The sequence below is a fragment of the Pseudomonas sp. KT_2_4 genome (assembly GCF_041410225.1).
Lineage (GTDB): Bacteria > Pseudomonadota > Gammaproteobacteria > Pseudomonadales > Pseudomonadaceae > Aquipseudomonas > Aquipseudomonas paracarnis.
In genome coordinates, this window is sequence record NZ_CP166962.1 from 4,425,955 (window position 1) to 4,440,072 (window position 14,118).

9 protein-coding genes are annotated in these 14,118 nt (G+C 61.7%); all 9 read left to right on the forward strand.

All coding sequences use genetic code 11. From position 1 onward, the window contains the following. The first annotated feature begins 6 nt into the window (after window positions 1–6). The 9 genes from dnaB (at window position 7) to AB9N64_RS20365 (ending at window position 14,017) form a co-directional block, all read left to right on the forward strand. Entirely contained in the window at window positions 7–1,404 is a 1,398-nt protein-coding gene (dnaB, locus tag AB9N64_RS20325) for a replicative DNA helicase (protein WP_003188079.1), read from the forward strand. Window positions 1,405–1,588: 184 nt separating this feature from the next. Further along, on the forward strand, window positions 1,589–3,892 hold the full coding sequence (locus tag AB9N64_RS20330; RefSeq protein WP_003188080.1) for a YgiQ family radical SAM protein: 2,304 nt from the start codon (window positions 1,589–1,591) through the stop codon (window positions 3,890–3,892). Window positions 3,893–4,093: 201 nt separating this feature from the next. Continuing rightward, window positions 4,094–5,026 (forward strand): hypothetical protein, encoded by a 933-nt coding sequence (locus AB9N64_RS20335; RefSeq protein ID WP_019818300.1) that lies wholly within the window; start codon window positions 4,094–4,096, stop codon window positions 5,024–5,026. Next, window positions 5,023–5,472, forward strand: coding sequence for a hypothetical protein (locus tag AB9N64_RS20340; protein ID WP_038448649.1), 450 nt, complete (start codon window positions 5,023–5,025; stop codon window positions 5,470–5,472). Before AB9N64_RS20335 ends, AB9N64_RS20340 begins: the two co-directional genes overlap by 4 nt. 165 nt (window positions 5,473–5,637) lie before the next feature. Then, window positions 5,638–6,558 carry an NAD synthetase gene (locus AB9N64_RS20345; RefSeq protein ID WP_371359645.1) on the forward strand — a complete coding sequence of 307 codons (921 nt, stop codon included), beginning with the start codon at window positions 5,638–5,640 and terminating at the stop codon, window positions 6,556–6,558. Beyond that, entirely contained in the window at window positions 6,555–7,004 is a 450-nt protein-coding gene (locus AB9N64_RS20350; RefSeq protein ID WP_371359646.1) for a hypothetical protein, read from the forward strand. Before AB9N64_RS20345 ends, AB9N64_RS20350 begins: the two co-directional genes overlap by 4 nt. Before the next feature lie 187 nt (window positions 7,005–7,191). Next, window positions 7,192–10,482, forward strand: a complete 3,291-nt coding sequence (locus tag AB9N64_RS20355) for a DUF2126 domain-containing protein (RefSeq protein WP_371359647.1) — start codon at window positions 7,192–7,194, stop codon at window positions 10,480–10,482. 158 nt (window positions 10,483–10,640) lie between these two features. Next, complete coding sequence (locus AB9N64_RS20360; protein ID WP_073453148.1) at window positions 10,641–13,127, forward strand: circularly permuted type 2 ATP-grasp protein; 2,487 nt, start codon at window positions 10,641–10,643, stop codon at window positions 13,125–13,127. Beyond that, window positions 13,127–14,017: a transglutaminase family protein gene (locus AB9N64_RS20365; RefSeq protein WP_019818297.1), complete on the forward strand. Its 891-nt coding sequence runs from the start codon at window positions 13,127–13,129 to the stop codon at window positions 14,015–14,017. Before AB9N64_RS20360 ends, AB9N64_RS20365 begins: the two co-directional genes overlap by 1 nt. The last annotated feature ends 101 nt before the right edge of the window (window positions 14,018–14,118 follow it).

The following is a 14,118-nucleotide window of genomic DNA, read 5'->3' on the forward strand; positions in this document are numbered from 1 at the left end:
GTGGCCATGAACGAAATCTCCGCTCCTGAGCAATACGATCTGCAAACCGCTGCCCTGAAGGTGCCGCCGCATTCCATCGAGGCCGAACAGGCCGTGCTCGGTGGCTTGATGCTGGACAACAACGCCTGGGAACGCGTGCTGGATCAAGTCTCGGACGGTGACTTCTATCGTCATGACCACCGCCTGATCTTCCGCGCCATCGCCAAGCTGGCCGACCAGAACTCACCGATCGACGTGGTCACCCTGGCCGAGCAGTTGGACAAGGAAGGCCAGACCTCCCAAGTGGGTGGCCTGGGCTACCTCGGTGAGCTGGCGAAAAACACGCCGTCCGTCGCCAACATCAAGGCCTATGCCCAGATCGTCCGCGAGCGCGCCACCCTGCGCCAGTTGATCGGCATCAGCACTGAAATCGCCGACAGCGCCTTCAACCCCGAAGGCCGCACTGCTGCCGAGATCCTTGACGAAGCCGAGCGGCAGATCTTCCAGATTGCAGAAGCACGGCCCAAGACCGGCGGCCCGGTCAGCGTCAACGACCTGTTGACCAAAGCCATCGACCGCATCGACACCCTGTTCAACACCGACGCGGCTATTACCGGTATTTCCACCGGCTACACCGACCTCGACGAAAAGACCAGCGGCCTGCAGCCGTCCGACTTGATCATCGTCGCCGGCCGTCCGTCGATGGGTAAGACCACCTTTGCGATGAACCTGGTGGAAAACGCCGTTCTGCGCAGCGACAAGGCGGTGCTGGTGTACTCCCTCGAGATGCCAGGTGAATCGCTGATCATGCGTATGCTCTCGTCTCTTGGCCGTATCGACCAGACCAAGGTGCGTTCCGGTCAACTTGAGGATGACGACTGGCCGCGCCTGACCTCGGCGGTCAACCTGCTCAACGACCGCAAGCTGTTTATCGATGACACCGCCGGTATCAGCCCGTCCGAAATGCGCGCGCGTACCCGGCGCCTGGTGCGTGAGCATGGCGACATCGCCCTGATCATGATCGACTACCTGCAGTTGATGCAGATCCCCGGTTCCAGTGGTGACAACCGTACCAACGAGATTTCTGAAATCTCTCGTTCCTTGAAGGCGCTGGCCAAGGAATTCAACTGCCCGGTGGTAGCGTTGTCCCAGCTCAACCGCTCCCTGGAGCAACGTCCCAACAAGCGTCCGGTGAACTCCGACTTGCGGGAATCCGGAGCGATCGAGCAGGACGCCGACGTGATCATGTTCGTGTACCGCGACGAGGTGTACCACCCCGAGACGGAACACAAGGGCATTGCCGAAATCATCATCGGCAAACAGCGGAACGGCCCGATCGGGTTTATCCGGTTGGCGTTCATCGGCAAGTACACGCGTTTCGAGAACCTGGCGCCGGGTAGCTACAACTTCGACGACGACGAGTAGTTTCAAGCACCTGTAAGGGCCTCATCGCAGGCAAGCCAGCTCCCACATGTGGAATGCGCTCTCCTGTGGGAGCTGGCTTGCCTGCGATGGGGTCACCACAATTCCGACTACTACCGTCGGAATTGGTCAAAATTTGTGCTATATTCCGCGCCCGCGATTTTTCATCTTCACACCGGTCACCGTCATGCAAACAGCCAAGCCGTTATTTGACTATCCCAAGTACTGGGCCGAATGTTTCGGTCCTGCGCCATTCCTGCCGATGAGCAGGGAGGAGATGGATCAGCTTGGCTGGGATTCGTGCGACATCATCATCGTCACCGGTGATGCCTATGTTGACCACCCATCGTTCGGCATGGCGATCATCGGCCGGCTGCTGGAGTCCCAGGGCTTTCGCGTCGGGATCATTGCGCAGCCGAACTGGCAGTCCAAAGACGACTTCATGAAGCTCGGCGAGCCGAACCTGTTCTTCGGCGTCGCGGCCGGCAACATGGACTCGATGATCAACCGCTACACCGCCGACAAGAAAATCCGCTCTGACGACGCCTACACCCCCGGCGGCATGGCTGGCAAACGCCCCGACCGTGCGAGCCTGGTGTACAGCCAGCGTTGCAAGGAAGCCTACAAGAACGTGCCGATCGTACTCGGCGGCATCGAAGCTTCCCTGCGCCGCATCGCCCACTACGACTACTGGCAAGACCGTGTGCGCAACTCGATCCTGATCGACGCCACCGCCGATATCCTGCTGTACGGCAACGCCGAGCGGGCCATCGTCGAAGTTGCCCAGCGCTTGTCGTGGGGCCACAAGATCGAAGACATCACCGATGTGCGCGGTACTGCGTTCATTCGCCGTGACACGCCGGCGGGCTGGTACGAAGTGGACTCCACGCGCATCGACCGTCCGGGCAAGATCGACAAGATCATCAACCCGTATGTGAATACCCAGGACACCCAGGCCTGCGCCATCGAGCAGGAAAAAGGTCCAGTCGACGATCCGGAAGAAGCCAAGGTTGTGCAGATCCTCGCCAGCCCGCGTATGACCCGTGACAAAACCGTGATCCGCCTGCCATCGGTGGAAAAGGTCCGCGGCGACGCGGTGCTCTATGCCCACGCCAACCGCGTGTTGCACCTGGAAACCAACCCAGGCAACGCCCGTGCCTTGGTGCAGAAGCACGGTGAAGTGGACGTGTGGTTCAACCCGCCGCCCATTCCCATGACTACCGAAGAAATGGACTACGTGTTTGGCATGCCTTATGCCCGCGTACCGCACCCGGCGTATGGCAAGGAGAAGATTCCGGCCTACGACATGATCCGTTTCTCGGTGAACATCATGCGTGGCTGCTTCGGCGGCTGCACCTTCTGCTCGATCACCGAGCACGAAGGCCGCATCATCCAGAACCGTTCCGAAGAGTCGATCATTCGCGAAATCGAAGAGATCCGCGACAAAGTGCCGGGCTTCACCGGCGTGATCTCCGACCTCGGCGGCCCGACGGCGAACATGTACCGCATCGCCTGCAAAAGCCCGGAAATCGAATCCGCGTGCCGCAAACCGTCGTGCGTGTTCCCTGGCATCTGCCCGAACCTGAACACCGACCACTCGTCGTTGATCCAGCTGTACCGCAGTGCCCGTGCGTTGCCGGGTGTGAAGAAGATCCTGATCGCTTCCGGCCTGCGCTACGACCTGGCCGTCGAGTCGCCGGAATACGTCAAAGAGCTGGTCACCCACCACGTCGGTGGCTACCTCAAGATCGCCCCGGAACATACCGAGGAAGGTCCGCTCAACCAGATGATGAAGCCGGGCATTGGCAGCTATGACAAGTTCAAGCGCATGTTCGAGAAGTACACCAAGGAAGCGGGCAAGGAGCAGTACCTGATCCCGTACTTCATCGCCGCCCACCCCGGCACCACCGATGAAGACATGATGAACCTGGCCCTGTGGCTCAAGGGCAATGGCTTCCGTGCCGACCAGGTGCAGGCGTTCTACCCGTCGCCGATGGCCACCGCCACCGCGATGTACCACTCGGGCAAAAACCCGCTGCGCAAGGTCACCTACAAGAGCGACGCGGTGACCATCGTCAAGAGCGAGGAGCAGCGCCGCCTGCACAAGGCGTTCCTGCGTTACCACGACCCGAAGGGCTGGCCAATGCTGCGTGAAGCATTGACCCGCATGGGCCGTGCCGACCTGATCGGGTCGGGCAAGGACCAACTGATCCCGCTGCACCAGCCGTCCACCGACAGCTACCAGAGCGCCCGGCGCAAGAACTCGACGCCGGCCGGCAGCCATAAGGTCGCCAAGGAAACCACCACCAAGATCCTCACCCAGCACACCGGCCTGCCACCCCGTGGCAGCGACGGCAGCAACCCGTGGGACAAGCGCGAGCAAGCCAAGGCTGCGGCCCAGGCGCGCAATAAGCAGGCGGCCAAAGAGCGCAGCGATGCGGCCAAGGGCAAGGGCGGCAAGCCTACGCGCAAGCCGGTTGTGCCGCGTTGATCGACGCCTGAAATGCAAAACGCCAGCCTCGTGCTGGCGTTTTGCTTTCTGGTCGGTGGTGAGTCTGTTTGGTAAGGTGGCGCCCATTAGATTGCTATCGCAGGCAAGCCAGCTCCCACACTTGGAATGCATTCCCCTGTGGGAGCTGGCTTGCCTGCGATGAGGCCGGTCTGGGCACTCTCAATTTCAAGGAAGAACACTATGGGCAACCCCTTGCTCAACATCGGCATGGACTCCAACCGCTCCCAATTCATGGCGCGCCAACGCATTGAGAGCCAGATCAACCTGCCGCGGCTGTTCGCCGTCATTGACGCCGACCCCAGCATCGTCGGCGCTGGCGTGGTGTACATCGACGCCGATTTCAACGTGATCACCCTGCGCGAATTCAAGCCCATCTGCAGCATCAAACCCAAGCGCGTCATTTTGCGCGAGGCGCAGAAGTACATCTCGCCGGCGCAGTTCGTCGAGCAGGTGAAGACCGACCCCCGTGAAGGGCGACTCCAGAAGGAGGCCTTTGATATGGGGCTTTCCTGTGGGGCGGCGGTGATCGGTTGGATCGTGGTGTTCAGTGGCAGCGTCGCCGTACCCTTCACCGCCGGCGCCAGTGCTTTTGTGGTGGGTATTGGTGTCACAGCGGCGCTGGCCAGCAGTGCTCAGTGCGGGTTTGGCGTGGCCCGTACCTATAACGAGATCCTTGACCCGCAAGCCAACGACCGCATGGACGACGCCCAGTGGTATGGCGCGGTGTCACCGATTCTCGATGCCGCGTCGTTGGTCGGGATCGGAACGGGAGCCTTCACCACATTAAGGCTACTCAAGGCCAAAAAAGCCGCTGCGTTGGGCAAGAGCTGGTATGAATTGCTCAAGGGCTTGAATCGCCAGGAGCGCAAGAAGTTGACCCAGGAATTGCTCAGCCTCAAAGACCCAAGCCTGACCCCCAAGCTGCTCAAGTTGCAGCAGCGCGCCGGCACATTGCCCAAGCGCTACAGCTCCACGGAAATTCGTCATGCCACGCTCACCCAGCTCAAGGACGCCTTGGGCGGCATGTTGGGTATCTGGGGCAGCTATCGAACCGGTCACGTCGGCTCGGCGTCGACGCTTGCCATTGGCCTGTATGAGGAACTGACGGAATGAAGGGGTTTCCCGATAGGCGCAGTTTCCTTGCGCGTTATTTTCCGGTGTTCATGGGCACCATCTTCATGGCGATTTTCTCTGGTTCGGTGGCTGTGTCCACGGCGGGCGTGACCTATTTGCGCGGTGTTGAGCCGGCGCTCAAGGCCAACTACTCCGGGGCTGCAATCCTGGTGCTGGTGGCAGTGTTGGTGTTTGGCAATGTGATGATTGCACGCGGGTATCCCTGGGCGACCCGGCTGGTGGCGGGCTACCTGGTGTGTTGCCTGCTGTTCGTGTTGCCGATGATTCAATACGGCCTCAATACCCTGGTGTACGGCTCGGCGGTGCTGTTTCCGCTGCTGGGCTTGCTGCTGCTCAACAGTAAGCGCCATCGTGAAATGCGCCAGCGGTTACTCGAAATACGTCACCTGCGTCGGGCGGAGATTGCGCAACGCAAGGCCCGTTGATTAGGTAGGTTTATTGGCGGTAGGTGGCCTGTTTGTTAGGGTGGCGCCCATCAGATTGCTATCGCAGGCAAGCCAGCTCCACAGGGGAATGCATTTCAAGTGTGGGAGCTGGCTTGCCTGCGATGAGGCCGGTCTGGGCACTTTCAATGTCAAGGAAGAACACTTATGGGCAACTCCTTGTTCAACATCGGCATGGATTCCAACCGCTCTCAATTTATGGCGCGCCAGCGCATCGAGAGCCTGATCAATCTGCCACGGCTGTTTGCGGCCATCGATGCTGACCCCGGCGTTGTCGGTGCTGGCGTGGTGTATATCGATGCCGATTTTAATATCGACACTCTGCGCGAATTCAAGCCCATCTGCAGCATCAAGCCAAAGCGTGTCATCCTGCGCGAGGCGCAGAAATACATCGCGCCGACACAATTCGCTGATCACGTAGTAAACAATCCACGGGAATCCAGGCTGATCGGCGAGGCCGTAAATACCGGAATCTCTTGCCTGGGTGCTGTCATCAGTTGGGCTGCGATTGCCAGCGGTACTATTCTGGTTCCTTTCAGTGCCGGCGCGAGCTCAGTCATTGTGGTGGTGGGGTACGCGGCCGCAGGCGCGAGTTCGCTCCAGTGCTTCAATGGCATTGCCCGAACGACCCTTGAGGTGGCCAAGCCTGAGGTAAACGATTGGCTCGACAGTGAAGGCTGGTACCAGAATGCATCCATTGTGCTGGACGCGGCATCGTTGGCCGGTGTGGGCGCTTCAGCCCTGACGACGGTCAAGCTGGTCAAGGTCGCTAAGGCATCGACGGGCAAGAGCCTGCGGGAAGTGCTACGCGGCTTGAACCGTCAGGAGAGGGCCAAGCTGACCAAGGAACTACTGAGCATCAATGATCCCAGCCTGACCTCGAAGATGCTCAAGCTCAGGCAGGCATCGGGTGAGCTCTCCAAGCGTTTCACCCCGACGCAACTCAAGCAAAGCACCAGTACTCAGATCAAAGATATCCTGGGAGCGACCGTCGGGTTCGGAGGCAGCGCCTACTCTGGGAACGTCAATACCATTGCGATAGGCTTGTACGAGGAAATAAACGAATGAGTGAGCTGATGACGCTGCGCGACTTCTTCAGGCGTCACTTCTTGACGTTTCTGGGCGGCGTATTTGCTGCGTACTTTTCGCTGGCACTTGCAGTGGCGCTGGCTTTCGTTACCTATTTTCGTGATGCGCCCCTTGCTCAAGTCGGGCTCAAGATCCTGGTCGCAGGTGCATTGCTTATCTTGTTGACGGTCCATAGCAACTTTATGATCCTGCGGGGCAAACCTTCATGGGCATGGGTGATGGTCGCCATCTACGCTGCCTGTCTGTTGTTTGTGCTCCCCATGATTCAGTACAACCCACACAGGGTTCTCTATAGCCTGTCGCTGATTTTCCCGCTGTTCGGCCTGCTGGTGCTCAACAGCAGCGGGCAGCGAGAGATGCGGGCAAAACTTGTGCAAATCCGTCAACTGCGCCAAGCCCTGAATACCAGGCGTATTACGCCTTAACTGGGTAGATTCACCACCTGCACTCAGCCCGGCGCTACAAATGTGTGCAGCGCCTGCACCATAGCCGCAACGTTGGCGCTGTTTTGGTGCTGTACTGCACCGGGCCTGACGTTTTAGTGCAATGACTGCTGCTGTGGCATAAGTCTTGCGCGCGTTGTGCTTATGCCCTGGCTCGCAGGAGGCCGCCGTGTCGATTCATGTCGCGTTGCACCACGTTACGCATTACCGCTACGACCGTGCAGTTGAACTCGGCCCGCAGATCGTGCGGCTACGCCCGGCGGCCCATAGCCGTACGCGGATACTGTCCTACGCGTTGAAGGTGTTGCCCGAGCAGCATTTCATCAACTGGCAGCAAGACCCCCAGGGCAATTACCTGGCGCGCCTGGTGTTCCCGGAAAAGACTGACGAGTTGCGCATTGAAGTCGACCTGGTCGCCGAGATGGCGGTGTTCAATCCGTTCGATTTTTTCCTGGAGCCCTACGCCGAAAATATCCCGTTCAGCTACGCCGCCGATGAGCAGCGCGAGCTGGCGCCGTATCTGGAAACCTTGCCGCTGACGCCAAGGTTGGCTGCGTACCTGGCCGGTATCGACCGCACGCCGCTGCCTGCTGTGGATTTCCTGGTCGGCCTCAACCAGCGCCTGGCCGCCGATATCGGTTACCTGATTCGCATGGAACCGGGCGTGCAAACTCCGGAATTTACCCTGGAAAACGCATCCGGCTCTTGCCGCGACTCGGCCTGGTTGTTGGTGCAATTGCTGCGCAACCTCGGATTGGCGGCGCGATTTGTCTCTGGTTATCTGATTCAACTGACCGCCGACGTCAAAGCCCTCGACGGCCCGTCCGGTACCGAGGTGGACTTCACCGACCTGCACGCCTGGTGCGAAGTGTATTTGCCCGGCGCTGGCTGGATTGGCCTGGATGCCACGTCCGGGTTGTTCGCCGGTGAAGGGCATATCCCGTTGGCCTGTAGCCCCGATCCATCGTCCGCCGCGCCCATCAGCGGGTTGGTGGAGCCGTGCGAATGCGAGTTCACCCATGAGATGTCGGTGGAGCGCATCTGGGAAGCGCCACGGGTGACCAAGCCCTACACCGAAGAACAATGGTTGGCGATCCAGACCCTGGGCCGGCAGATCGACGGCGACCTGCTCAAGGACGACGTACGCCTGACCATGGGCGGCGAGCCGACCTTCGTCTCTATCGACGACCCAGACGGCGCCGAATGGAACACCGCAGCCCTGGGCCCGGACAAGCGTCGCCTGTCCGCCGAGCTGTTCCAGCGCCTGCGCCAGCACTATGCGCCCAAGGGCCTGGTGCATTTCGGCCAAGGCAAGTGGTACCCCGGGGAGCAATTACCACGTTGGTCGCTCAACTGTTATTGGCGCCGCGATGGCGTGCCGATCTGGCACAACAGCGCGCTGATCGCCGATGAGCAAGAGGACTACGGCGCCGATGGGGTGATGGCCGGGCGTTTCCTGGCCAGCGTCGCCGAACGCCTAAAACTGCCGGCGCGCTTTGTGTTCCCGGCGTTCGAAGACAATTTCTACTACCTGTGGCGCGAAGGGGCGCTGCCCCAGAACGTCACTGCCCAAGACCCGCGCCTGAGCGACGACCTGGAGCGTGAGCGCCTGCGCAAAGTCTTCAGCCAGGGCCTGGATAAAGTCATCGGCCAAGTGCTGCCGCTGGCACGGACTGCGGCCAATGACCGCTGGCAGAGTGGTCGTTGGTACCTGCGCGACAACCATTGCCGCCTGGTGCCGGGGGATTCGCCGCTGGGCTATCGTCTGCCGCTCGCTTCGCAGCCCTGGGTGACTGCGGCGGAGTATCCGTTTGTGCATCCGACCGACCCTAACCAGGATCAGCCGGAGCTGCCGACCAGCGCCCAGTTGCAAAACCATGGCGAGCCCGCGCCGGGTGATGAGCGTGTGCCCAAGGTCGACGAGTCCGCCGACTGGCTGACCCGTACCGCGCTGTGCGCCGAAGCACGAGAAGGCCGCCTGTACCTGTTTATGCCGCCGCTGGAGCGCATCGAGGATTACCTGGAGCTGGTGACTGCCATTGAGGCCACCGCCGAAGAGCTGCATTGCCCGGTACTGCTGGAGGGCTACGAGCCGCCAGCGGATATGCGCCTGAGCAATTTCCGCGTCACGCCAGATCCCGGTGTCATTGAGGTCAACGTACAGCCATCCGCCACCTGGGACGAGTTGGTGGAACGCACCGAATTCCTCTACGAAGAGGCACGGCAAACCCGCCTGACCACCGAGAAGTTCATGATCGACGGGCGCCATACCGGCACCGGTGGCGGTAACCACTTCGTGCTCGGCGGCGCGACGCCCAAGGACTCGCCCTTCCTTCGCCGGCCGGACCTGCTACGCAGCCTGATCAGCTACTGGCATAACCACCCGTCGTTGTCCTATTTGTTCTCCGGCCTGTTTATCGGCCCCACCTCCCAGGCGCCCAGGGTAGACGAGGCGCGCAACGATGCGCTGTATGAACTGGAAATCGCCTTCGCGCAGATGCCTGCACCGGGCGAGGACTGCCCGCCGTGGTTAGTGGATCGCCTGTTGCGCAACCTGCTGATCGACGTGACGGGCAATACCCATCGCGCCGAATTCTGTATCGACAAACTCTACTCACCCGACGGCGCCACGGGCCGACTGGGCCTGCTGGAACTGCGCGCCTTTGAAATGCCGCCCCATGCGCGCATGAGCCTGACCCAGCAGTTGTTGCTGCGAGCGCTGGTCGCGCGGTTCTGGCGCGAGCCCTATGCGCCGCCGAAGCTGGCGCGCTGGGGCACTGAACTGCATGACCGTTTCCTGTTGCCGCACTTTATCGAGCAGGACTTTGCCGACGTGATCGTCGAGCTGAACGCGGCTGGTTACCCGCTACGAGCCGAATGGTTCGCGGCGCATCTGGAGTTTCGTTTCCCCAAGGTGGGCGACTACGCCGTCAGCGGTATCGAACTGGAACTGCGCCAGGCCTTGGAGCCTTGGCATGTGCTGGGCGAGGAGGGCGCGGTGGGGGGCACGGTGCGCTATGTGGATTCGTCCCTGGAGCGCCTGCAAGTGAAGTTGAGCGGGTTGCCGCCGCAACGTTACCTGCTGACCTGCAATGGCGTGCCGGTGCCGCTGCAACCGACCGGCCGCGTCGGTGAGTTCGTGGCGGGCGTGCGTTATCGCGCCTGGCAACCGGCCAACTGCCTGCAACCGACCATCCCCGTGCATGCGCCGCTGGTATTTGACCTGCTCGACACCTGGATGCAGCGTTCGTTGGGCGGCTGCCAATACCATGTGGCGCACCCGGGCGGGCGCAATTACGACAGCCTGCCGGTGAATGCCAATGAGGCGGAGAGCCGGCGCATGGCGCGGTTTTTCCGCTTGGGGCATAGCCCGGGCAAGCTTGTGGTGCCGACTGTAACGGTAAACGATGAGTTGCCAATGACCCTGGATTTGCGGCGTTTCACAAAAAATAAGGAATGAACATGATCCAAGTGTGGGAGCTGGCTTGCCTGCGATAGCGGTGGTTCAGTCGATAGTTCTGGTGACTGACACACCGCTATCGCAGGCAAGCCAGCTCCCACATTGGATCGTAGTGAATTTGAGTTAACCTGACTTCCCTTGCCTCTGCCGAGCGTTCCATGTCCGACTTGCTCGACCGTTACCCGCTCACCGCGGGCACCTATCACGAACTGCTGGACGCCAGCGGCGCGGTGCGTGCCCATTGGCGGCGCTTGTTCGATCACCTGCAACGCAGCACGCCCGCACAACTGGCCCAGCGCCAGGCATTGCTGACGCGCCAGATCCAGGAAAACGGCGTGACCTACAACGTCTACGCCGACCCCAAGGGGGCCGACCGCCCCTGGGAGCTGGACCTGTTGCCCCATGTGCTGGCGGCCGAGGAGTGGCAGCAACTGTCGGCCGGCATCGCCCAGCGTGCGCGCCTGCTCAATGCGGTACTGGCCGACCTGTATGGCCCGCAGCGCCTGATCAAGGAAGGCTTGCTGCCGGCCGAACTGGTGTTCGGGCATAACAATTTTCTGTGGCCGTGCCAGGGCATTCAGCCGCCTGACGGGGCGTTCCTGCATCTGTACGCGGTCGACCTGGCGCGCACGCCGGATGGCCGCTGGTGGGTCACCGCCGACCGCACCCAAGCCCCGTCGGGCGCCGGCTACGCCCTGGAAAACCGCACCATCGTGTCCCGCGCCTTCCCGGACCTGTACCGGGATATGCAGGTGCAGCACCTCACCGGTTTCTTTCGCACGCTGCAGGAAACCCTGGCGCGCCAGGCCCCTGGCGATGACCAGCCGCCACTGATCGTGCTGCTCACGCCGGGGCGTTTCAACGAAAGCTATTTCGAACACCTGTACCTGGCGCGTCAGCTCGGCTACCCCCTGGTAGAGGGCGGCGACCTCACCGTGCGTGACAGCACTGTGTTCCTGAAAACGCTCAGCGGCCTGCGCCGGGTGCACGCGATCATGCGTCGCCTCGACGATGATTTCTGCGACCCGCTGGAACTGCGCACTGACTCGGCGCTCGGCGTGCCGGGCCTGCTCGACGCCGTGCGTCAAGGCAACGTGCTGGTGGCCAATGCCTTGGGCAGTGGCGTGCTGGAGTCCCCGGGGCTGCTGGGCTTTTTGCCCAAGATCAACGAATTTTTGTTCGGTGAAACCTTGATCCTGCCGTCGATTGCCACCTGGTGGTGCGGCGAAGCGCCGGTGCTTGCCGAAGCCCTGGAAAAACTCCCGGAACTGCTGATCAAGCCGGCATTTCCCTCACAAAGTTTCGCCCCGGTGTTTGGTCGCGACCTTGACGACGAACAGCGCCAGGCCCTGGCCGAACGGATGCGTGCGCGCCCCTATGCCTATGTCGCCCAAGAGCTGGCGCAACTGTCTCAGGCGCCCGTATGGCACACCGTGGATGACCACTTGCAACACCGTGCCATCGGCATGCGTGTCTACGCCGTGGCCAGTGAAGACGGTTATCGGGTACTGCCTGGCGGCCTGACTCGCGTGGCGGCCGACGCCGATGCCGAGGTGGTGTCGATGCAGCGCGGCGGGGCGAGCAAGGACACCTGGGTGCTCGGTGAGCGCGCGCCGGGTGGCGAGCAATGGCGCGCCCAACGCACCATTGGCGCCTATGACCTGGTGCGCCGCGATCCCTATCTGCCCTCGCGCGTGGTGGAAAACCTGTTCTGGTTCGGTCGTTACTGCGAGCGCTGCGACGACAGTGCGCGCTGGCTGCGTATCGTACTGGCGCGGTATGTCGATGGCGACGATCCGCTGGCGTTGCAGGCCGCCGTCGAACTCGGCGAAAGCCTGCGCCTGTTGCCGGAGGAGGGCGAGCTGCCGGAGCGCCTGCTGGCCGCCTTGCTGGGTGATGACTGGCCTTCAAGCCTGCGCGCCAATTTGCAGCGCTTGCAGTGGGCGGCGTCCCAGGTGCGCGGCAAGTTGTCCAGGGAAAACTGGCAGGCCCTGGTGGAGCTGCAACGCGAAGCCATGGAACTGGAAAGCGACACTGCAGACTTTGGCGAACTGCTCGACTTTCTCAACCGCCTGGTGATGTCCCTGGCGGCACTGTCCGGTTTTGCCCTCGACGACATGACCCGCGATGAAGGCTGGCGCTTCTTGATGATGGGTCGACGCATCGAGCGTCTGCAATTTCTGAGCAGCAGCCTTGCGGCGTTCCTGCGTGGCGTGGCCGTGTTCGATCAGGCCGGGCTGGAATGGTTGCTGGAGCTGGGCAACAGCAGCATCACCTACCGCTCGCGCTACCTGGCGGTGCCGCAGTTGATCCCGGTGCTCGACTTGCTGCTGCTCGACGAGCAGAACCCCCATGCGGTGCTGTTCCAGCTCAAGTTGGTGAGCCGCACCCTGCGCCGTCTCAATGATGATTTTGGCGTGCCCCGTGAAACCGGGCTGGCGCCGTTGGTCGAGCGCCTGGCGCGTTTTGACCTGGGCTGCCTGGAGGACGGCCTGTTTGGCGAAACCAGCGTGCGTGCCGCGCTGGACGGCCTGGCCGACTTGCTGCAAGCGGTGGCCGATGAAAGCGGGCAGGTGTCGGATCGCCTGGCGCTGCGCCATTTTGCCCACGTGGATGATGTCAGCCAGCAAACGGTGTCGGTGTAATGAGCGCGCGCTATCAGATTTTCCACGATACCCATTACCACTATGACAGCCCGGTGTCCCTGGCCCAGCAACTGGCGCACCTGTGGCCAAGGCCGTGCGCCTGGCAGAAGTGCACCTGGCAGCAGTTGGATATTAGCCCGGAACCCACCTCGCGCCGCGACGAACTGGACGTATTCGGCAACCCGATCACTCGCCTGGCGTTCGAACGGCCCCATGATGAATTGCTAGTGAACGCCGGACTCACTGTAGAAGTGCTTTCGCGACCCGCTCTGGACTTCCAGCGGTCGCCGCCCTGGGACCACACCCGCGACAGCCTGACCTACAGCAGCCAGGCCTTGAGCGCCGAGCTGATCGAAGCCTGCCGCTATCGCTTCGAGTCGCCCTATGTCCATCTGAAGAAAACCTTCGTCGAGTTCTCCGAAAGCTGCTTCCCGCCCGGCGAGCCTTTACTGCTGGGCACGCAGGCATTGATGGAGAAGATCTTCAGCGAATTTACCTTCGATGCCGAAGCCACCCAGGTCGCCACGCCACTGGTTGAAGTGCTGGAGCGCCGTCGCGGCGTGTGCCAGGACTTCGCTCACCTGATGCTTGCCTGCCTGCGTTCCCGTGGCCTGGCGGCGCGCTATATCAGCGGCTACCTGCTCACCCAGCCACCGCCCGGCCAGCCACGGCTGATTGGCGCGGATGCTTCCCATGCGTGGGTTTCGGTGTTTTGCCCGGTATCAGGCTGGGTGGATTTTGACCCGACCAACAATGTGCAGCCGGCGCTGGAGCACATCACCCTGGCCTGGGGCCGGGACTTTTCTGATGTGTCGCCATTGCGGGGGGTGATTCTGGGGGGAGGCAGCCACGACCCGGAGGTGCGGGTGACGGTGATGCCGCTGGAATGAAAAACGATCATTCCCACGCTCTGCGTGGGAATGCCTGCTGTGACGCTCTGCGTCACCCTTGCGCTGGCTTCAAGCCTGGTGCGGGACGCGGAGCGTCCGGG

Bases quoted from the DNA above. Each gene is read 5' to 3' on its own strand.
- AB9N64_RS20365 (WP_019818297.1), top strand. From the start codon at position 13,127: ATGAGCGCGCGCTATCAGATTTTCCACGATACCCATTACCACTATGAC.
- AB9N64_RS20345 (WP_371359645.1), top strand. From the start codon at position 5,638: ATGGGCAACTCCTTGTTCAACATCGGCATGGATTCCAACCGCTCTCAA.
- AB9N64_RS20335 (WP_019818300.1), top strand. From the start codon at position 4,094: ATGGGCAACCCCTTGCTCAACATCGGCATGGACTCCAACCGCTCCCAA.
- AB9N64_RS20340 (WP_038448649.1), top strand. From the start codon at position 5,023: ATGAAGGGGTTTCCCGATAGGCGCAGTTTCCTTGCGCGTTATTTTCCG.
- AB9N64_RS20360 (WP_073453148.1), top strand. From the start codon at position 10,641: ATGTCCGACTTGCTCGACCGTTACCCGCTCACCGCGGGCACCTATCAC.
- dnaB (WP_003188079.1), top strand. From the start codon at position 7: ATGAACGAAATCTCCGCTCCTGAGCAATACGATCTGCAAACCGCTGCC.
- AB9N64_RS20330 (WP_003188080.1), top strand. From the start codon at position 1,589: ATGCAAACAGCCAAGCCGTTATTTGACTATCCCAAGTACTGGGCCGAA.
- AB9N64_RS20350 (WP_371359646.1), top strand. From the start codon at position 6,555: ATGAGTGAGCTGATGACGCTGCGCGACTTCTTCAGGCGTCACTTCTTG.